At 60.2% G+C, this 19,322-nt stretch carries 20 protein-coding genes; 10 read left to right on the plus strand and 10 right to left on the minus strand.

Annotated elements, in window-relative coordinates; translation table 11 throughout:
- Positions 1-107: 107 nt before the first annotated feature.
- Positions 108-701: an imidazoleglycerol-phosphate dehydratase HisB gene (gene hisB, locus CAK95_RS08005; RefSeq protein WP_086087436.1), complete on the minus strand. Its 594-nt coding sequence runs from the start codon at positions 699-701 to the stop codon at positions 108-110.
- A 138-nt stretch (positions 702-839) separates the two neighbouring features.
- Here hisB and hslV point away from each other — a divergent pair, with 138 nt between their 5' ends.
- The 4 genes from hslV (at position 840) to CAK95_RS08025 (ending at position 5,736) form a co-directional block, all read left to right on the plus strand.
- Positions 840-1,403: an ATP-dependent protease subunit HslV gene (gene hslV / locus CAK95_RS08010; protein WP_086087437.1), complete on the plus strand. Its 564-nt coding sequence runs from the start codon at positions 840-842 to the stop codon at positions 1,401-1,403.
- Positions 1,393-1,926 (plus strand): GNAT family N-acetyltransferase, encoded by a 534-nt coding sequence (locus CAK95_RS08015; RefSeq protein WP_086087438.1) that lies wholly within the window; start codon positions 1,393-1,395, stop codon positions 1,924-1,926. Before hslV ends, CAK95_RS08015 begins: the two co-directional genes overlap by 11 nt.
- Before the next feature lies 1 nt (position 1,927).
- Positions 1,928-3,232, plus strand: coding sequence for an ATP-dependent protease ATPase subunit HslU (gene hslU / locus CAK95_RS08020; RefSeq protein WP_086087439.1), 1,305 nt, complete (start codon positions 1,928-1,930; stop codon positions 3,230-3,232).
- 299 nt (positions 3,233-3,531) lie between these two features.
- The gene (locus tag CAK95_RS08025; RefSeq protein WP_425349677.1) at positions 3,532-5,736 is read left to right on the plus strand and encodes a TonB-dependent receptor; all 2,205 of its coding nucleotides are present in this window, start codon (positions 3,532-3,534) and stop codon (positions 5,734-5,736) included.
- Between the two features lie 96 nt (positions 5,737-5,832).
- On the opposite strand, the gene CAK95_RS08030 is transcribed toward CAK95_RS08025, so the two are convergent.
- Genes CAK95_RS08030 through CAK95_RS08040 form a run of 3 tightly spaced genes read right to left on the minus strand, consistent with a single transcriptional unit; the run spans position 5,833 to position 8,678 of the window.
- On the minus strand, positions 5,833-6,396 hold the full coding sequence (locus CAK95_RS08030) for a Smr/MutS family protein (protein WP_086087441.1): 564 nt from the start codon (positions 6,394-6,396) through the stop codon (positions 5,833-5,835).
- Positions 6,393-7,967 (minus strand): murein transglycosylase A, encoded by a 1,575-nt coding sequence (gene mltA, locus CAK95_RS08035; RefSeq protein WP_157699566.1) that lies wholly within the window; start codon positions 7,965-7,967, stop codon positions 6,393-6,395. Before mltA ends, CAK95_RS08030 begins: the two co-directional genes overlap by 4 nt.
- A 15-nt stretch (positions 7,968-7,982) precedes the next feature.
- A complete protein-coding gene (locus tag CAK95_RS08040) occupies positions 7,983-8,678 on the minus strand; it encodes a Tim44/TimA family putative adaptor protein (protein WP_086087443.1) in 696 nt (231 codons plus the stop codon).
- A 204-nt stretch (positions 8,679-8,882) separates the two neighbouring features.
- On the opposite strand from CAK95_RS08040, the gene CAK95_RS08045 reads away from it, so the two are divergent.
- On the plus strand, positions 8,883-9,353 hold the full coding sequence (locus CAK95_RS08045; RefSeq protein WP_183044291.1) for an FxsA family protein: 471 nt from the start codon (positions 8,883-8,885) through the stop codon (positions 9,351-9,353).
- Positions 9,354-9,447: 94 nt separating this feature from the next.
- Positions 9,448-9,948 carry a protein-export chaperone SecB gene (gene secB, locus CAK95_RS08050; protein ID WP_086087445.1) on the plus strand — a complete coding sequence of 167 codons (501 nt, stop codon included), beginning with the start codon at positions 9,448-9,450 and terminating at the stop codon, positions 9,946-9,948.
- Between the two features lie 106 nt (positions 9,949-10,054).
- Here the strand turns inward: secB and dnaQ are convergent, their stop codons facing one another.
- The 4 genes from dnaQ to CAK95_RS08070 are packed head-to-tail and all read right to left on the minus strand — an operon-like array spanning position 10,055 to position 12,862.
- Positions 10,055-10,750 carry a DNA polymerase III subunit epsilon gene (gene dnaQ, locus CAK95_RS08055; protein WP_086087446.1) on the minus strand — a complete coding sequence of 232 codons (696 nt, stop codon included), beginning with the start codon at positions 10,748-10,750 and terminating at the stop codon, positions 10,055-10,057.
- A gap of 25 nt (positions 10,751-10,775) precedes the next feature.
- Positions 10,776-11,372 (minus strand): dephospho-CoA kinase, encoded by a 597-nt coding sequence (gene coaE / locus CAK95_RS08060; protein WP_086087447.1) that lies wholly within the window; start codon positions 11,370-11,372, stop codon positions 10,776-10,778.
- Between the two features lie 39 nt (positions 11,373-11,411).
- Positions 11,412-12,023: a Maf family protein gene (locus tag CAK95_RS08065; RefSeq protein ID WP_086087448.1), complete on the minus strand. Its 612-nt coding sequence runs from the start codon at positions 12,021-12,023 to the stop codon at positions 11,412-11,414.
- Complete coding sequence (locus CAK95_RS08070; RefSeq protein WP_086087449.1) at positions 12,023-12,862, minus strand: pyruvate, water dikinase regulatory protein; 840 nt, start codon at positions 12,860-12,862, stop codon at positions 12,023-12,025. The genes CAK95_RS08065 and CAK95_RS08070 overlap by 1 nt, the downstream gene beginning before the upstream one ends.
- A 383-nt stretch (positions 12,863-13,245) precedes the next feature.
- Here CAK95_RS08070 and hemE point away from each other — a divergent pair, with 383 nt between their 5' ends.
- From hemE to rho, 4 genes are all read left to right on the plus strand, one after another.
- The gene (gene hemE, locus CAK95_RS08075) at positions 13,246-14,280 is read left to right on the plus strand and encodes a uroporphyrinogen decarboxylase (RefSeq protein WP_280949854.1); all 1,035 of its coding nucleotides are present in this window, start codon (positions 13,246-13,248) and stop codon (positions 14,278-14,280) included.
- Positions 14,281-14,331: 51 nt separating this feature from the next.
- The gene (locus tag CAK95_RS08080) at positions 14,332-14,718 is read left to right on the plus strand and encodes an endonuclease domain-containing protein (protein WP_086087450.1); all 387 of its coding nucleotides are present in this window, start codon (positions 14,332-14,334) and stop codon (positions 14,716-14,718) included.
- A 1-nt stretch (position 14,719) separates the two neighbouring features.
- Positions 14,720-15,145: a protoporphyrinogen oxidase HemJ gene (gene hemJ / locus CAK95_RS08085; protein ID WP_086087451.1), complete on the plus strand. Its 426-nt coding sequence runs from the start codon at positions 14,720-14,722 to the stop codon at positions 15,143-15,145.
- A gap of 380 nt (positions 15,146-15,525) precedes the next feature.
- Positions 15,526-16,791, plus strand: coding sequence for a transcription termination factor Rho (gene rho / locus CAK95_RS08090; protein ID WP_086087452.1), 1,266 nt, complete (start codon positions 15,526-15,528; stop codon positions 16,789-16,791).
- Positions 16,792-16,995: 204 nt separating this feature from the next.
- On the opposite strand, the gene CAK95_RS08095 is transcribed toward rho, so the two are convergent.
- Together CAK95_RS08095 and CAK95_RS08100 are read right to left on the minus strand one after the other, a co-directional pair.
- Positions 16,996-18,339 (minus strand): NAD(P)H-dependent oxidoreductase, encoded by a 1,344-nt coding sequence (locus tag CAK95_RS08095; RefSeq protein ID WP_183044290.1) that lies wholly within the window; start codon positions 18,337-18,339, stop codon positions 16,996-16,998.
- Positions 18,340-18,521: 182 nt separating this feature from the next.
- Positions 18,522-19,319, minus strand: a complete 798-nt coding sequence (locus tag CAK95_RS08100) for a phytanoyl-CoA dioxygenase family protein (RefSeq protein WP_086087453.1) — start codon at positions 19,317-19,319, stop codon at positions 18,522-18,524.
- Between the last annotated feature and the right edge of the window lie 3 nt (positions 19,320-19,322).

Genomic DNA, 19,322 nt, shown 5'->3' on the forward strand with positions numbered 1-19,322 from the left:
CCGCTCGTCCCCGCGAAAGCGGGGCCCCAGAGTCAACAACAACTGGATTCCCGCTTTCGCGGGAATGAGCGGAGCCAAAATGCGCTCTAACCTGAGCAGACCATGCGCTAACCGCCAAGCGTGCCCTTGGTCGACGGAATTTCATTCGCGGCCTTCGGATCGATCGAAAGCGCCGCACGCAGCGCCCGCGCCAGACCCTTGAAGCAGGACTCCGATATATGGTGGTCGTTGCTGCCGTAAAGTGCCTCGACATGCAGCGTCACGCCGCAATTCATCGCGAAGGCCTGAAACCATTCGTTGACCAATTGCGTATCGAAGGTGCCGATCTTGTCGCGGTTGAACGGCACCTTGAACACGAGAAAGGGCCGTCCCGACACGTCGATGGCGACGCGGGTCAGGGCTTCGTCCATCGGCAGATGCACGTCGGCATAACGCGTGATGCCCTTCATGTCGCCGAGCGCCTGCTTCATCGCCTGGCCAAGCGCGATGCCGACATCCTCCGCGGTGTGATGATCATCGATATGCAGATCGCCCTTGGCCTTGACCGTGATGTCCATCCGCGAATGCCGCGCCAGGAGATCGAGCATATGGTCGAGGAAGCCGATGCCGGTTTCGATTGACGATTGCCCGGTGCCGTCGATGGCCACCGCGACCGCAATGTCGGTTTCCTTGGTTTTGCGCTTGATCTCGCCTTTGCGCATGATTCGTCCGGTCTGGCCTTTGTTTGGGATTTGCGGCCTTGTAACAGGGGTGCCTCGCTCGCGCCACCTTTGCCGCAGGCGATTTGCAAAGACCCTGACTCATCCCTAAATCAGCCGCCGCAAAGGATTTTTAGTCGCATGTCCTCATCCGAACCATCCCGGAGCCCCATTTGGCACGGCACCACCATCCTGACCGTCCGCAAGAACGGCATCGTCGCCATCGGTGGCGATGGTCAGGTCTCGATCGGCCAGACCGTGGTCAAGGCCAATGCCAAAAAGGTCCGCCGGCTCGGCAAGGGCGATGTGATCGGCGGCTTCGCCGGCGCGACCGCGGACGCCTTCACCCTGTTCGAGCGCCTGGAAAGCAAGCTCGAGCAATATCCGGGTCAGCTCCTGCGCGCGGCCGTCGAGCTGGCCAAGGACTGGCGCACCGACCGTTACCTCCGCCGGCTGGAAGCCATGATGATCGTCGCCGACAAGCAGGTCTCGCTGGTGCTGACCGGCACCGGTGATGTACTGGAACCGCAAGCCGGCATCATGGGCATCGGCTCCGGCGGCAACTACGCCCTCGCCGCCGCCCGCGCACTGGCCGATGGCCCGCTCAGCGCCGAGGAAACCGTACGCAAGTCGCTCGATATCGCCGCCGATATCTGCGTCTATACCAATCGCAACGTGACCGTTGAAACGCTCGATGCGGTGTGATGCGAAGCAGATCGGCTTCGTTCCGGTCGCCGCGGACCACTATCCTCTGCTGCGGAGGTGGCTTGCCGAACCTCATCTGCGGGAATGGTGGGGTGATCCCGAAGAAGAATTAGGCTTCATCCGCGATATGGTGGACGGCCGCGATACGACCCGCCCGTTTTTGATCACGCTGGACGGCGATCCCGTTGGCTACATCCAGTATTGGTTCATCGGCCATCACCAGAACGAGCAATGGATCAAGGATCATCCCTGGCTGACCGAATTACCGGCCGAGACGATCGGCGTTGACCTGTCGATCGGCTCCCCTGACAAACTGTCGCAAGGAATCGGCTCGACGGCGCTGGCCGCCTTCGTCGCAGGATTGCGGAACCAGGGTTATAGCACCATCATCATCGATCCCGACCGCAACAACGCGCGCGCTGTGCGTGCCTATATGAAGGCCGGTTTCCAGCCTTTGCCCCATCTGCACGGACAAACCGGCGACGTATTGATCATGCAGCATGATCCGGATGCAACGAGATAACATGACCGACTTCTCTCCCCGCGAAATCGTTTCCGAGCTCGACCGCTTCATCATCGGTCAGCATGATGCAAAGCGCGCCGTCGCGATCGCGCTGCGCAATCGCTGGCGGCGGCTGCAGCTCGACGAAAAGCTGCGCGAGGAAGTGCTGCCGAAGAATATCCTGATGATCGGACCGACCGGCGTCGGCAAGACCGAGATTTCGCGTCGCCTTGCCAAGCTTGCCGGGGCACCGTTCCTCAAGATCGAAGCGACCAAGTTTACCGAAGTCGGCTATGTCGGCCGCGACGTGGAACAGATCATTCGCGATCTCGTCGAGGTCGCGATTGCGCAAACACGCGAGAGGAAGCGCAAGGACGTGCTGGCACGCGCGCAGCTTGCCGCCGAAGAGCGTGTCATCAATGCGCTGGTCGGCGAGACATCGAGTCCGGCGACAAAGGAATCCTTCCGCCGCAAATTGCGCGCCGGCGAATTGAACGACAAGGAAATCGAGATCGAGGTTCAGTCGGGCGGCGGCGGACTGCCGATGTTCGACATTCCCGGCATGCCGGGTGCCCAGATGGGCGCCATTTCGATCGGCGACATTTTCGGCAAGCTCGGCGGCAAGCCGAAGACACGCCGCGTCACCGTGGCCGAATCGCATGACATCCTGATCAACGAAGAGGCTGACAAGCTGCTCGATACCGAAACGCTGGTGCTGGAATCGATCAAGGTCGTCGAGAATAACGGCATCGTCTTCCTCGACGAGATCGACAAGATCACCGCGCGCGATGGCCGGGTTGGTGGTGACGTGTCGCGCGAGGGCGTGCAGCGCGATCTGTTGCCGCTGATCGAAGGCACCACCGTCTCAACCAAGCACGGGTCGGTGAAGACCGACCACATCCTGTTCATCGCCTCTGGCGCGTTCCATGTGTCGAAGCCCTCCGACCTGCTGCCGGAATTACAGGGCCGCCTTCCCATCCGTGTCGAATTGCAGGCGCTTACGCGCGAGGATTTCCGCCGCATCCTCACCGACACCGAGGCTTCGCTGATCAAGCAATATATCGCGCTGATGGGTACCGAAGGCGTGACGCTGCAATTCACCGATGATGCCATCGACGCCATTGCCGACATCGCCGTGGCGGTGAATTCGAGTGTCGAGAATATCGGCGCGCGGCGTCTGCAAACCGTGATGGAGCGCGTGCTGGACGAAATTTCCTTCACGGCGACCGATCGCGGTGGCGAAACGCTCGTCATCGATGGCGCTTACGTCGAGAAAAACATCGGCGATCTCGCGAGGAACGCCGACCTCAGCCGATTTATTCTTTGAGCGGCAGATTCGCAGTGGCCCGCCACGCGATAGACATGATGTTCTAAGCAGACCCGCTTTCTTCACCCGGTCGTCCCCGCGCAAGCGGGGACCTATACTCCGTGCAGTGGTTATGGGCCCCGCCTTCGCGGGGGCGATAACGAGAAGGGCGCTGCATTGCGCGCCCAACATTCCCGTATCTTCTAAGCCGTCTGCGCCCGCCTCACGCCTGATAGCCCTGCAGCAAACGAATGCACGAATCCGATTTCGCCGTTGACAGAGTCTACCGACCCAGCAATGTTATATTATAACATTCTGGGATGGGCGTTACTCACATGGGACTTTTGCGTCGCCGATGGCTGTCATCGACAGCCATCTTGTTGTTTGGACTGGACTTTTACGGCGTAGCCGCGGCGCAGGAAGTGCTGCCGGAAATCACCGTCACAAGCCCCATTCGTCGCGCGCCGACCCGCCCTGCCCGTGTCGCCACGCCGTCGGAACCTGCGCAGCCGACTCCCTTCCCTGAAATCCTCTATCGCGGCACCTTGCCGATCGTGACCAATGAATTCGCGACCGTGACCGTGGTCACGCGCGAGGATATCGACAACAGCACCGGTCAGACCCTCGGCGATATCCTGCAGTCCAAACCGGGTATCACGGCATCTGATTTTGCACCCAATGCCGCCAGCCGGCCGATCATCCGCGGCCTCGACAATTACCGTGTCCGCATCCAGGAAAATGGCATCGGCGCGAGTGGCGTATCCGAGCTCGGCGAGGACCACGGCGTACCGATCGATCCGCTGGCCGCGCAGCAGGTCGAGGTGATTCGCGGTCCGGCAACGCTGCGCTATGGCTCGCAGGCGATCGGCGGCGTGGTCAATGCCGAGAACAACCGCATTCCAACGATCATTCCACCCCGGGGCGTCAGCGGCGAATTCCGCAGCGCTGTGACCACCGCCGACAAGGGCCGCGAAGGCGCAGTGCTGCTGGATGCCGGTGCTGGCAATTTCGCCCTTCATGCCGACGCATGGGGCCGCTCAGCGGGGAACTACCAGATTCCATCCTACCCGTATCTTTATCCGGAAGACCCGGCGCCGCATGTCGGCCGCTGGCAGCCGAATTCGTCGCACCGCTCCAACGGCAACGCCATCGGTGGTTCTTATATCTTTGATAAGGGCTTTATCGGTGTCGCAATCTCGACTTTCGACAGCCTCTATCGCGTGCCAGGCCAGGAGGCGACCGAGACTCAAACGCGAATCGACATGAAACAGACCAAGATCACCAGCAAGGGCGAGTATCGTCCCGACGGCTGGGCGATCGATGCGATCCGCTTCTGGGCCGGCGCGACCGACTACAAGCATGATGAGATCGCCGACGAGGGTGGTTTCAACGGTGTACAGCAGACCTTCACCAACAAGCAGAAGGAAGCGCGCACCGAGATCCAGTTCCGGCCGTACGATCTGCGCTTTGCCTCGCTCACCACAGCCATGGGCTTGCAGGTCAATGCCGAGGATCTGAATGCGCCGGGACGCGAAGGCGGCCTGTTCGATCCGAACACGACGCGCAGCATCGCCGGCTACATGTTCAACGAATTCCGGTTCGACGACACACTGCGTATGCAGCTCGCCGGCCGCATTGAACGCAACGAGGTCAAGGGCACCTCGCCCGATCTGTTCATCGACGAAACGACGAATCTGGTCCGTCATCGCGAGTTCACGCCAAAAAGCGGCGCGATCGGCTTTCTGAAGGATTTGCCCGGCGATCTCGTCGCCAGCGTTACGGGACAATATGTGGAACGTGCGCCGCGCGCCCCGGAATTGCTGTCCCGCGGCGTGCATGAAGCCACAGGCACCTTCGATATCGGCAATCCGAATCTCAACATCGAAGTGGCGAAATCGGTCGAAGTCGGAGTGCGTCGCAATACCGGCCCATGGCGGTTCGAACTCACTGGTTTCTACACCAAATTCAACAATTTCATTTATCGCAATCTGACCGGCGAGACTTGTGACGAGGATTTCGCAAGCTGCGCGCCGGGGGATGCTGGCGAATTGCAGCAGGCCGTCTATGCGCAACGCAACGCGACGTTCCGCGGCGCTGAATTCCAGACGCAGCTCGATGTCGCGCCGCTGTGGAACGGGCTATGGGGCATTGATGGTCAATATGACATCGTCCGCGCCACGTTCGAAGACGGCAGCAATGTCCCGCGCATTCCGCCGCAACGTCTCGGCGGCGGCGTTTATTATCGCGATGGAAGCTGGTTCGCGCGTGTCGGTCTGCTGCATGCTTTCGCGCAGAACGATGTCTCGGATTTCGAAACCACCACCGCGGGCTACAATCTGCTGAAGGCCGAACTCAGCTATGTGACCAAGCTGCCTGGCGATCCGAGTGGCCTGACGCAGCTCAAGGTCGGCATCGTCGGCAATAACCTTTTGAACGAGGACGTGCGTAATGCGGTGTCGTTCAAGAAGGACGAGGTGCTGTTGCCGGGCCGCACGGTGAAGGTATTTGCGAGCGTAAAGTTCTAACCGTCCTGCTTTTGTTGTCCGCTCGTCCCCGCGAAGGCGGGGACCCAGTTTCTTAAACACTGGATTCCCGCTTGCGCGGGAATGAGCGGAGACAAATCAATCTCTCACCTTCCGCAACCGCACATACAACGCGCCCTCGCCGCCGTGACCGAGCGCGGCAGTGTCGAAGCCGATCACCATCTTTCGAAATTCCGCCAGCGCCAGCCACATTGGCACCGCGCGTTTCAGTGCGCCACTGCCCTCGCCGCGGCCGCCTTTTCCGGTGATGACCAACGCGACGCGGCCGCCGCGCGATTGCGTCGCGCGCAGAAAACGCAGCAGCACGTCATGGGCCTGCGCTTGCGTGTATCCATGCAGATCAAGCCGCGCATCAATGGTTTGACTGCCGCGGGCGATCTTCTGTTTCGTCCGGCGATCGAGTGTTGTGACGGACGGCGGCACATCCACCTTCGCTTTCGGCTTTGCCACCGGCTGAACCGGAGCCGCCGCCGGCTTTGCTGCAACGCTGCGCTTCGCGGGCGGTGCGGGCTTTTCGTCTTGCGGAGGTTCGGGAGCACGGGGTGTGCGCTTGCGCAGCGGCTTGATCGACCGCGTCACACCCACCCATAATTCGATGTCTTCGCTGGAAAGCCGCCCCCTGCGGCCTCCGCCGGCGGTCATGGCGTCTGTCGATCCGGCCGTGTTTTCGGCAGCGGCACATTCACAATGCGCTTGGCCTTGCTGGCACCGATGCTGCCGGTCGTCAGAGACGCATCCGCTGCGCTGCTCGCGAGTTTGGGGTCCGGCTTAACCTCTGCTTCGGGCGTTGTCCGTTTCGCCACAACGCCCGGACTGGCCTCGAGCGGCCGTGGCAGCGGCAGCCGAATGCCGTCGGCTTCGCCGTCCGGATCGAGCTCGTTCGGCACCAGCATCACGAATTGGCCGGGATGCTTGAAGCGCCCGGCCGCGCGTTCGGCTTCGTCACCGGCACCGAGATAGATGTCGGCGCGGGCCGGACCGACGATCGCGCCGCCAGTGTCCTGCGCGATCATCAGCCGGCGGAACCAGGTGTCGGGCTTTTCCGATGCAATCGGCAGATACGCATTCACGAAGACCGGCATGCCGTAGGTGTGCAGCTTGCGATCGACGGCGATGGAGCGCGCGGCCGTGAGCGAAATTCCTTGCGCGCCGATGGCTTCTTCAAATTCCGACAAGTCGGTTTCGCGGAAGAACACGAACGACTTGTTCTCGCGGCGGAGTTTCTTTCCCTCTTCCGGGAATTTCTCCATGTATTCGCGGATTTTCTGCATCGAAATTTCTTCTTTCGACACATAGCCGCGCTCGATCAGGAAGCGGCCGACTGCCGTGTAGGCGTGCCCGTTCTTGTCGGCATAATTGAGCCGGATCACCTTGCCGTCATCGAGCCGCACCCGCACCGAACCCTGGATTTCGGCAAAAAAGGCGTCGATCGGGCTTTTCACCCAGACGATTTCAAGGCCACGTCCGTCAAGTGCACCGTCCTCGATCTGCGCGCGATCGTAATACGGTGCACTCGTCCGCTTCACCACGCGCTTGCCGGCCTTGCCCTTGCCGTGGGAACGCCGCAGACGCTGCGTCACGAGATCGGGCGGGCGGCGATACAGCGGCGTCGTATAGACGTCACTCTTCGTGCGCGAACCTTCAATGATCGGCTCGTAATAGCCGGTAAAGAAACCGTCCTTCTCGCCCAGCGCCGAGACACGAACGGGACGGAAATTTTCCTCGAAGAATTTGCGGGTGCCGGCTTCGCTCAGCGGCAAGGCGGCCATCGCGCGGCCGCAGACCTCAAACAGCGCGCGATAGGTTTCGCCGCGCTCAGCCCGCGCCTTGGCAGAGCTTTTCAGGATCGGCCTGCAGCTTGCAAGAAAAGCCGAATAGGCATCGGAATGATTGTCTTCCATCCAGCCTTTGATCTCGTGCCAGGCAAGAGGCTCGATCTGGCTGTTCGGCATCTTCAGCGGATTGGCTTTGGTGCTGCGCACCGATTTGGCTTTCCTGGATTTGGCAGCCTTTTCCTTTGCCGGCTTTTTCGCCAGTCTTGCTTGTTTGGTTTCGGACTTGGCGACGTCGTCCTGCCTGGAGGCAGGCTTTGTCGAGGCCACAGCGACGACCGGTATGGCGAGCGCAGCCGCGGCCAGAATTGCCCACCCGATACGGCGCGCATTCAGACCCGGCAGCAGCTTCTGCTTGATAACGTCCTGTCCCCCGATCAATTCCAAATCACCCGATTATTGTCCCGCTTCCGTTGCAACCAGTTTCCAGTTCGGATCCCGCGCCGTCACATCGCGTGCGAAAGTCCAGACATCGGTCACTTCTGTGACCTTATCGGGGCTGCCGTCGATCACATTTCCGGATTTGTCGCGCGTCGCCGAAATCAGCTGCGATACGAACCGCACCGTCACCTGCGCGGTGTTATTGCGCAGCTCGGCGCCGGTAATATCGGCGGTATCGAGCGACACGAATTTGTTCTCGACCGTATCGCCCTTGGCCTCGCGGTCCTTGATGGCGGCTTCGAAGCCATCATAGACCTCGCGGGACAAGAGCCCCTTCAAGGCCTTGCGGTCGCCGGCAGCGAAGGCCCCGACGATCATTTCATAGGCCGCCTTGGCCCCGGTCACGAAATGCTTGGCGTCGAATGAGCGGTCGGCCGCCGCGATGGCGTCCAGGCCCGAAGCGGTCGGGCTCCCTTCCGCGGCAATGCCCTTCCAGCGGTCCTGAACGGCCTCAGCCGGTCGGGTCATCGTTTCGGCGTTGCGGGTGGGCAGGGTGACCACCTTGTCACCCGCCTGCGCCCGCACATCGCGGGTGGAATAGGGGTCGTAAGGCGGGCGCTCCCGACCGGTACGCTGACCCAGGACGCTGCGCAGACGGATGAAAATAAAAACCGCCAGCGCCAGGAAGATGATGGTGTAGATGTCGAACACGTCGCGAATGCCTTTGTAGCCGGAAAGCGGGAACGGCCGCCACGTAAACGGAACGCAGCACGGAAGCCGTCCGCCACTTATAATCTAAGCACGCGACCGGTCTTATCCATAGGTCTCGTCAGGTCAAAACCCTGTGGGTCTGCCGAACTTTAGACGATCCCGGCCTCAAAGGCCAACCTGATACCGTTAATGGAAATCGCCCCAATGGCTTCCGGTAGGCTGATCCTGCTCGGACTTTTAGGCTTGGTTGTGGCGGAAGCCGCGGTTTTCCTTGTCGCCGCGCAGGCTTTTGGATCGTTCGTCGTTTTGTTTACATTATTCGCAACTTCCGTCTTCGGCTTTTTGGTTCTTGGCCGCATGGGCAAACGGCTTGTCGGTCGGTTGGCGGACATGTTGTCGCGGCGGGACCCTGCGTTTGGGGAAGCCGGCGCCGGCGGGGTCCTGACCGTGATTGGCGGCATCCTTCTGGTGCTGCCGGGCTTCGTAACCGATGCGGTCGGTCTTCTGCTACTGGTCCCCGCCGTGCAGAAGAAACTGATCGACCGCGGACCGGTCCGGCGCAGCCGGCCCTCCGGCCGCGTGCTGGATCTCGACCGTAGCCAGTGGCGCGACATCCGTGACACGCACATCCCCGACGGCAACAAATCGGACGACCGCCGGAAACCACGGCGCTAACGTCCTTGGACCGATCCTTGTTCGCCCTGGTGACGTGTGTTAGCCACTCGCCCTCAAAAGCGCGCCCCTACCCGGCGCATCAGCAGGATTTCCGATGGCGACCTCGACCAATGGCAATGGCGGCGCACAAGGCGCACCGTCCGACGCACAACAGCCTCAGCTCAATGTGCTGGCGCAATATATTAAGGATTTCTCATTCGAGAATCCGAACGCGCCGCGCTCGCTGCAGCCGTCCGACGCGCAGCCCAACATCAATATCCAGATCAACGTGAATGCCGCACCGTTTCAGTCCGAGTTCGAAGTCGAGCTGAAAATCGAAGGCAAGGCCGATGCCGCAGGTTCGATGCTGTTCGCATTCGAATTGATCTATGGCGGCGTGTTCCGCATCCAGAATGTACCGCAGGACTCAATTCATCCGATCCTGATGATCGAATGCCCGCGCCTGCTGTTCCCGTTTGCACGCGAGATCATCGCCAACGGGGTTCGCAATGGCGGGTTCCCGCCGCTGTTCATCGATCCGGTCGATTTCGTCGGGCTGTATCGTCAGAAGATGGCCGAGCAGGCGACCGCGCAGGGCCTTCAGCAGCCGAGCTGATTGTTTCTCGGTCTGCCTTACAATCCGCTCGTCCCCGCGAAGGCGGGGAGCCAGAATCTTCCCACTGGATTCCCGCCTTGCGGGAATGAGCGGATCAAGCAAACGGCTACTCAGCCGCCGCGTATGTCTTCCACACTGCTTCTTCGCCCAGTGTCGCGATGAAAGCGCCATGTGCCGCGCGCTCGTCGTCGCTGATGCGGGGCGGCAGCGGCTCAGGTCGCGTGCGGCGTGAACCGTCGCCTTCAGGTATGGCCGCAACACCGCTGGTGCTGACGAGACCGAGCGTCGTCTGCCGGCCGCCGACCAGTTCGATATAGACTTCCGCCAGCAATTCGGCGTCGAGCAGCGCGCCGTGCTTGGTGCGTTTTGAATTGTCGATCTTGTAGCGCGCGCAGAGATCGTCGAGCTTGTTCGACTGGCCCGGATGCTTGCGCCGCGCCAGCATCAGCGTATCGATGATGCGGTCACGCGCAAAAACTGTCCGTTTCGCAATGGTGAGTTCGGAATTGACGAAGGCGAGATCGAAATAGCCGTTATGCGCCACCAGCGGCGCATCGCCGACAAAATCGAGAAACTCGTCGGCCTCCTCGTGAAAGCATTTGTGGTTCTTCAGGAATTCGATCGACAGGCCATGCACATTGAAGGCCTCGACCGGCATGTCGCGCTCAGGATTGACGTATTTGTGAAACACGCGCCCGGTCGGAAACCGGTTGAGCAATTCGACGCAGCCGATCTCGACCAGCCGATGCCCCTGCACCGGATCGAGGCCCGTGGTTTCCGTGTCGAAGACGATCTCGCGCATGTGATCCGTTTGATCCGCCGCCGAATCAGGTCCGTTTCGGCATTTTAGCCACTCGCTTCAGAATGTCCCGTACCTGATCGCGTGCTGCTTCGATACCATGGCCGGTATCCAGAATAAAATCGGCGCGTTTGCGTTTTTCAGCGTCGGGCATCTGTTTCGCCAGCAAGGTCTCGAATTTCTCGATCGTCATGCCGGGGCGCGCCAGCACCCGCTGGCGCTGGACGGCCGCACTCGCCGACACCACGACGACGGCATCCACCAACTTCTCACCACCGGTTTCGTAGAGAAGCGGAATATCGAGGATGGCAACCTCGCTGCCACCGGCTTTTGCCGCCTGAAGGAACCGATCGCGCACCTCTGCCACCAGCGGATGCACGATCGCCTCCAGCCGCTTCAAGGCTTCGGGATGGCCGACAACGGTTTTTGCGAGTTTTTGCCGGTCGACTTTGCCCTCGCCGGTCGTGCCGGGGAATGCCGCCTCGATCAGGGGCACGGCCTCACCTTCATACAGCCTATGCACGGCTGCATCGGCATCGTGCACGGGAACACCTTCGTCGGCGAACAATTGCGCCGTGGTGCTTTTTCCCATGCCGATCGAACCGGTCAGGCCGAGGACGAACATATGCCCTGCTCCATCATTGACCGCGCGTGACCGCCGATTTCAATCCTTCAAAAATCCCTTGAACCGGAAAAAATCCAGAAGCGGCAGAAGCGGCATGCCGAGAATGGTGAAATAGTCGCCTTCCACACGCTCGAACAAATGGATGCCAAGCTTCTCGAGCTGATAGCCGCCGACACTTTCCGTCACCGACGGCCCGGCGGCTTCGAGATAATCGTCGAGAAACTTGTCGGAGAAATTGCGCATACGCAGCCGCGCCGTATCGACAACCTTGAACAGCACGGAGCCATCCTGCACCAGCGTCGTTGCCGAATGCAGCGTATGGCTCTGCCCGCGCAGCATGCGCAACTGCTCACGCGCTTCATCGACATTGGCCGGCTTGTTGAATCGCTTCGAACCCATCGCCAGTGTCTGATCGGCACCGACGATCAGACGCGATGGCGCCTTAAACGACACGGCGCTGGCTTTCTCCCAAGATAGCAACAGGGCCAGTTCGTCGGGATCGCGTTTGCCGTTGAGATTGCGTTCGATCGCGCGTTCGTCGATTTTTGCCGGAATGATTTCCACCGGAATGCCGGCGGCACTCAACATGGTGCGGCGCGCGAAGCTTCTCGAAGCAAGAACAAGCGGCGCCGGAGCGGACCAGAATAACATCAGTTCACCGGAGCGCGGCGCTTCTCGGAAAGGAGCTGCAAAATCGCAGCAGCCGTCTCCTCGATCGAGCGGCGCGAAACATCGATCAGAGGCCAGTTATGACGCGCACACAGCTTGCGGGAGAAGGTGATTTCCTCGGCCACCGCCTGCCTGTCGATATAGGAGGCGTCATCCTGATGCGCGCGCAATCCCAGAAGCCTGTTTTGCCGGATCTGCACGATGCGTTCCGGACTGGCGAATAACCCCACGACCAGCGGTTTCGTCAAGCGTTCCAGTTGCGGCGGCACTGGAACACCCGGAACCAAAGGATAATTGCCTGTCTTCACGCCACGATTGGCGAGGTAGATCGAGGTCGGCGTTTTCGACGTCCGCGAAATCCCGACCAGCACCACATCGGCCTGCTCCAGGTCATCGATATGCTGCCCGTCATCGTGCAGCATCGTATAGTTGAGGGCGTCGATCCGCTTGAAATATTCGGCATTCAGCGTGTGCTGGGCGCCGACCCGCGGCGTGATCGTGGCCCCGAGATAGGATTGGAACACCCGCAGCACCGGCCCAAGAATTGACCGGCAGGGCAGACTGAGTTCGTCGCATTTCTTTTCCAACCGCTCGATCAGTTCGTTGTCGAGCAGGGTGTAAAGCACAATGCCCGGCGCTTCCTCGATCTCGGACAGGACACGGTCGAGCTGCTTTTGCGTCCGGATCAGCGGGTAGACATGCTCGATCGGCGAGACATTGGCATATTGGGCGGCAGCGGCATGCGCGACCGTCGTCAGGGTCTCACCGGTCGAGTCAGAGACCAGATGCAGGTGAAAGTAGCTCGGGCTTCGCTGCGGCAAGTGTCATCCAGATAGGGTTTTGCACGGTATGAATTGTGCGATCTTGGGGAGAAGGCCATGGGCCAGTGGAAAGCGCAAGCCACGGGGCCGGCCAGGGCTCATATCCATCCACATCGGTGCTCCGTTGGACAGAATCCGGGAAATTTCCGATGCTGCTGTTGAAACGGGATAAGCCGTCAGGCCAGGAGGGATAATGCCGGAATGAATCGTGTCGATTCAAGACCTTGCGGGATGTTGATGGATGTGGACAGCGTGGGATGAAATCCGGGGAGATGTGGAGAAAGCCTCAGCACTCTGGGACCAACGATTCGTGAGTCCAAATCACGCTTAAACAAAATCCGTAAGGAAGATTCTAAGATTCTAGATTTGAAGGAAGGCCGGTGGTGAGTGCGCCTGTGAACAAATCCCTGCTCAATGTGCTGAACGGTCAGCGTGAGAAGATTCCTCCGGTCTGGATGATGCGGCAGGCCGGTCGTTATCTGCCGGAATATCGCGCCACCCGTGAAAAAGCCGGCTCCATCCTCAATCTCTGTTTCAACCCCGAGCTGGCTGCCGAAGTAACGCTGCAACCGATCAGAAGGTTCGGCTTCGATGCGGCGATATTGTTTTCCGACATCTTAGTAATTCCTTACGCCCTGGGCCGCCGGGTGGAGTTTGTCACAGGAGAAGGGCCCAAGCTCGATCCGATCGCCGATCCGCAGACCGCGCAGGACATCGGGAAGGAGGTCGATCACGGCGTGCTGGGGCCGATCTATGAGACGATCCAGCGGGTCAAGGCAGATCTGCCGGCCGAAGTGACGTTTCTCGGCTTTTGCGGTGCGCCCTGGACGGTCGCGACCTACATGATCGCCGGGCATGGCACGCCCGATCAGGAACCGGCGCGGATGTTTGCGTATCGTCATCCGGACGCCTTCAATGACCTTGTTCAGACGTTGGTCAAAGCATCCTCTGAATATCTCATCCAGCAATTCAAGGCTGGCGTCGATGCCGTGCAGATTTTCGACACCTGGGCGGGAATTTTGCCGCCGGAGGAATTCGCGCGCTGGTGCATTGCGCCGGTACGGCAGATCATCCTGAATGTGCGCGATGAAATTCCGGATGCAAAGATCATTGCGTTTCCGCGCGGCGCTGGTTCAGGTCTTGAGCGGTATGTCACCGAATTGCCAATCGATGCCGTCGGGCTCGACTGGATGATCGACAAGACATTCGCGCGCGAGCGCATCCAGGCCCTGAAACCGGTTCAGGGCAATCTCGATCCGGTGGCGTTGATTGCCGGCGGGCGGGCACTGGACGACGCTGTCGATGCAGTCATGCGCGCCTTCTCGGATGGGCCCTTCATCTTCAATCTTGGCCACGGCATCACGCCGCAAACCCCGATCGCGCATGTGGAACAGATGCTGAAGAGGGTGCGGGGGTAATCCCTCCCCCAACGGGGGAGGGTGGCGCGCGTAGCGCGCCGGGTGGGGGATATGGCAAACGAAATTGCCAGACGTTTGCGCAAGATAATGACTCCACAAGAGGTGAAGTTGTGGGTTCATCTCCGCTCATGGCGCAAGCAGGGATTTCATTTCAGGAGACAAGCGCCGCGACATGAGTTCATTGTTGATTTCGTTTGTCTTCGTCACAAGCTGATTATCGAAATCGATGGTGGCCAACATAATCTGGATACGCACCGCGCCAGAGATTTACGGTGCGACGCCATTCACAGCCGAGAAGGCTTTCGTGTCCTTCGTTTCTGGAATAGCGATGTGGATCGGAATCTACCGGGCGTTCTGGATATGATTGAACTGGCCCTAAAGGAAGACCCCCACCCGGCCGGCGTTGCCGGCCACCCTCCCCCAGCGGGGGAGGGATAAAATGCTCTATCTCTGGATCAAAGCCTTCCACATCATCTCGGTCATCGCCTGGATGGCCGGCATGCTCTATCTGCCGCGGCTGTTCGTCTATCACTGCGAGGCCGAGGTCGGTTCGAAGCAGTCCGAGACCTTCAAGGTCATGGAACGGCGGCTGCTGAAGGCGATCATCAATCCGGCCATGATCGCGACCTGGATTTTCGGGCTGTGGCTGGTCTGGCTGGGCGGTTGGGAAAAGTCCGGCTGGTTCCACGCCAAGCTTCTCCTCGTCCTCGTCCTGTCCGGACTGCACGGCTGGCTGGTGCGACTCTGGCGCGCATTCGCCCAGGATAAAAACCAGCATAGCCAGAAATTCTACAGGATTATCAATGAGGTTCCTGCTGTCCTGATGGTCGGGATCGTGCTCCTGGTGGTGCTCAAGCCGTTTTAGAGCGTTTTCGAGCGAAGCGAGCACCGGTTCGCGTGAAGAAAACGCGTCGAAACAAAAGGCTAGAGTCCCGGCTTTGATTTCATCAAAGCCGGAACGGCTCTAGATTTTCAACAGTGGTTAACCGGAGCTGCTCGCCCCACTTGCGGAATCGAAAGCTTCTCCGTATCTTTGAACCATCCCCCCGAACGCAGGCGGATGCCAGTCGCGCCATTCGTTTATCCGGAAGGCGCAAGCATCGGCCGGGACCCAGCCCGTCAGCCAGAGCCTTTTCCGGCCAAAGCTATCCCAGCCAAAGACCTGCGAATTCCTCTTAAGAACCGCCGCCGCTTTTTCACATTTGTGTCTGGCGCCGGTGGATCCTCATTCAAGGACTACCCCCTATGCGGGAAGTGAAGCTTCAAGACCTCAAGACCAAAACCCCCGTTGAATTGCTCTCCTTTGCCGAAGAGCAGGAAATCGAAAACGCCAGCACCATGCGCAAGCAGGAGCTGATGTTCGCGATCCTCAAGCAACTCGCTAGCCGTGAAGTCGACATCGTCGGCGAAGGCGTGGTTGAGGTGCTCTCCGACGGTTTTGGATTTCTCCGTTCGCCGGAAGCGAATTATTTGCCCGGCCCCGATGACATCTACGTTTCGCCCTCGCAGATCCGCCGTTTCGGTCTGCGCACCGGCGACACGGTGGAAGGCCACATTCGTTCGCCGAAGGAAGGCGAACGCTATTTCGCCCTGCTCAAGGTCTCGACCATCAATTTCGAGGACCCTGACAAGGCGCGCCACAAGATCAACTTCGATAACCTGACGCCGCTCTATCCCAATGAGCGGCTGAAGATGGAACATGACGATCCGACCAAGAAGGATCTGTCGGCTCGCGTCATCGACATCGTCGCGCCGATCGGCAAAGGCCAGCGTGCGCTGGTTGTCGCGCCGCCGCGCACCGGCAAGACCGTGCTGCTGCAGAACATCGCGCACGCCATTACCGCCAATCATCCCGAATGCTATCTGATCGTGCTGCTGATCGACGAACGTCCGGAAGAAGTCACCGACATGCAGCGTTCGGTGAAGGGCGAGGTCGTGTCTTCGACCTTCGACGAACCAGCCTCGCGTCACGTTCAAGTCGCCGAAATGGTGATCGAAAAGGCCAAGCGCCTGGTCGAACACGGCCGGGACGTCGTGATCCTGCTGGATTCGATCACCCGCCTCGGCCGTGCCTACAACACTGTCGTGCCGTCATCCGGCAAGGTGCTGACCGGCGGTGTCGATGCCAATGCGTTGCAGCGTCCGAAGCGTTTCTTCGGCGCCGCGCGTAACATCGAGGAAGGCGGCTCGCTGACCATCATCGCCACCGCGCTGATCGATACCGGCTCGCGCATGGACGAAGTGATCTTCGAAGAGTTCAAGGGTACCGGCAATTCCGAACTCATCCTCGACCGCAAGGTCGCCGACAAGCGCACCTTCCCGGCGATGGACATCACACGGTCAGGCACCCGCAAGGAAGAACTGCTCACCGATCCGCAGCAGCTCAAGAAGATGTACGTCCTCCGCCGCATCCTCAATCCGATGGGGACGATGGACGCCATCGACTTCCTGCTCGACAAGCTGCGCAACACGAAGAACAACGCCGAGTTCTTCGAGAGCATGAATACCTGATCGAAGGCGCACGTTCGGATATGAAAGCCGGGCTCATGCCCGGCTTTTTTGTAAACAGTATTGCTGTTGGAGTGAGGTTTCTCTTTCCGTTCGTCCCCGCGAAAGCGGGGACCCAGGATTCATTTTTCTGGATTCCTGCTGGAGCCTGTCATCGGGCGCGCGTAAGCGCGACCGCGTTGGCGGGAATGAGCGGAGAGAATAATATTACGCAACGCCAAGCTTTGGCTTGTGCTGTTGAGCCACATCCGCAAATCGCGCTTCCATTGCGCGTCGCGTTTTCACCGTGTCGTTTGCCGCATCCATTTCGACATCGGACCAGGACAACACGTCGCCATGCGCAACATCGCGTGACAGCCGCACCTTGTGCGCCAGGCCGATCGGTAGTGCGCCAAGGCTAAGGCTTTGCGCCGCCGGCATCAGCCGGCCCCACACGGTGTAGCCGCCCTCGCCGTCAAGCATCTCGCCGGCCTTGAGATCGCGCTTGGCCACGGCCACGGCGTCGCCGCGAAAGCCGAGCGGCTGACCGGTCGGCTCGCCGCGCAAGGCCGCCGACAGCACCGAGATGTTCAGCTCAAGCCCGATCAGGTGATACGGCTTGTACATCGCCGCATAACGGCCCGATGCATCGGTCTTCAGACCGTATTGGCGGAAGCAGGCGGCGGCATAATCGTTCGGCGCTTCCAGAACGACATAGACACCCCAGCGCAGGTCGCGGAACACCGGACGTCCGTCGCGCTCCAGCGACGACACCACTTCCACTACGCCCGGTTTGTCGAGAATACCCCCGTCGCTGCGTGGCCGCAGCACATGTGGAAGATCATCGACGCCGCAAGGCGGAAACGCCAATCCGCATTCGGGCACATCGAGCCCCGTTGCATTCGCAATCGCCGCCATCTCGATTGCCGATTTGGTGCCGTCGAGAAACGAATTGAACATTTGCGGATTCATGCCGGCCGCCTGCGCCTCCTGCGGCGTCAGTCCGTAATGTCCCCACACATCGTCCGGCGTCACATCGTGATAGGCCGGCAGATACTTCGTGCCTTTGCCGGCGGCGATGACACGAAAGCCGGTCGCACGCGCCCAATCCACCATTTCAGCGGTGAGTGCAGGCTGATCGCCATAGGCGAGTGAATAGACGACACCTGCTGATCGCGCTTCCTCCGCCAGCAGCGGACCGGCAAGCACATCCGCTTCGACATTGACCATGACAATGTGCCGGCCTGCGGCGATCGCAGCGCGCGCATGGCGAATGCCGACAGCCGGATTGCCGGTTGCTTCGATAACGACGTCTGCCGGCGTCCGCGCGATCGCGGCCATGCCATCGTCGGTGAATGCCGTGGCGGCGAGCCGCGCATCGTCCCAGCCGACAATGCGGCAGGCTTCGCGGGCACGATCCGGCGACAGATCGACGATTGCGGCGACCTCAAGTCCGGGCGTGTGCGGCACCTGCGCAAGAAACATCGAGCCGAACTTTCCGGCGCCGATCAGAACCACGCGGACGGGGCGACCCTCCGCATGGCGGGATTTCAACATGTGGTGCAGATTCATAGGTGTGATTTCTCGAATTGCTTCGGCACGCGGTCCCTCTCCGTCATCCTGAGGTGCGAGTGCAGCGAGCCTCGAAGGATGAACGGCCGTCGCCCTTCGAGGCCCGCCTTCGCTTGCAGCTTCGGCGGGCACCTCAGGGTGACGGAGATAGTCTGAATGCCTCGACTTGAAGCCATCACACTTTAGGCCGCTTGCCGTTGTGCGCGTGCGAGACGAATGAGTGCATCGTCATCCACTGGCTCGATCGGCGCAAAGTCCTGATGCGCGATGAATTCTGCACGTGTCGGTTTGCGGATGTAATTGGAGACCGCGTTCAGCGTCAGGTAAACAATCTTGCGCGGATAGGGCGTGATGTTGCCGGCAGAGCCGTGGACGAGATTGCCATGAAACATGAGCATGCTGCCGGCCTTGCCGGTCGGCGCGACGATGCCGCCCTCCTTGACAAGGCGGGACACGGTCTCCTCGTCGAGCGTCCATAACGGATATGAGGTCGTTTCAAGATCGTGCGACGCCTTGAGATCGCCCGCGTTATGGCTGCGCGGCACCAGCATCAACGGACCGTTGATCGGCATCACCTCGTCCAGGAATATCGAGATGTTCATCGCCCGCGGCTCCGGCATGCCGTCGTCGCGTTTCCAGGTGCCGTAATCCTGGTGCCATTGCCAGACTTCGCCGGTGAATGCTGATTTGGCGTTGATCTTGTATTGATGCAGGTAGACCTTTTCGCCGAACACCTGCTCGACGGGCTCGATCATGCGCGGATGCGCGCCCAAGAGCCGGAAGGCCTCATTGTATTTGTGGGCCGCGAAGGCCGTACGCGGTGCGCCACTTTTCTCGCGCCATACTTCGGGGCGTTGTTGCTCGTAAATCGCGATGGCTTCACGGCGAAGAAGATCGACCTCCTCGGCAGTGAAGAGTTCCGGCAACAGCAACCAGCCTTCGGTGTGGAATTGATCGAGCTGTTCCTTGGTCAGTTTCATCGC

Source organism: Pseudorhodoplanes sinuspersici, assembly GCF_002119765.1.
GTDB classification, from domain to species: domain Bacteria; phylum Pseudomonadota; class Alphaproteobacteria; order Rhizobiales; family Xanthobacteraceae; genus Pseudorhodoplanes; species Pseudorhodoplanes sinuspersici.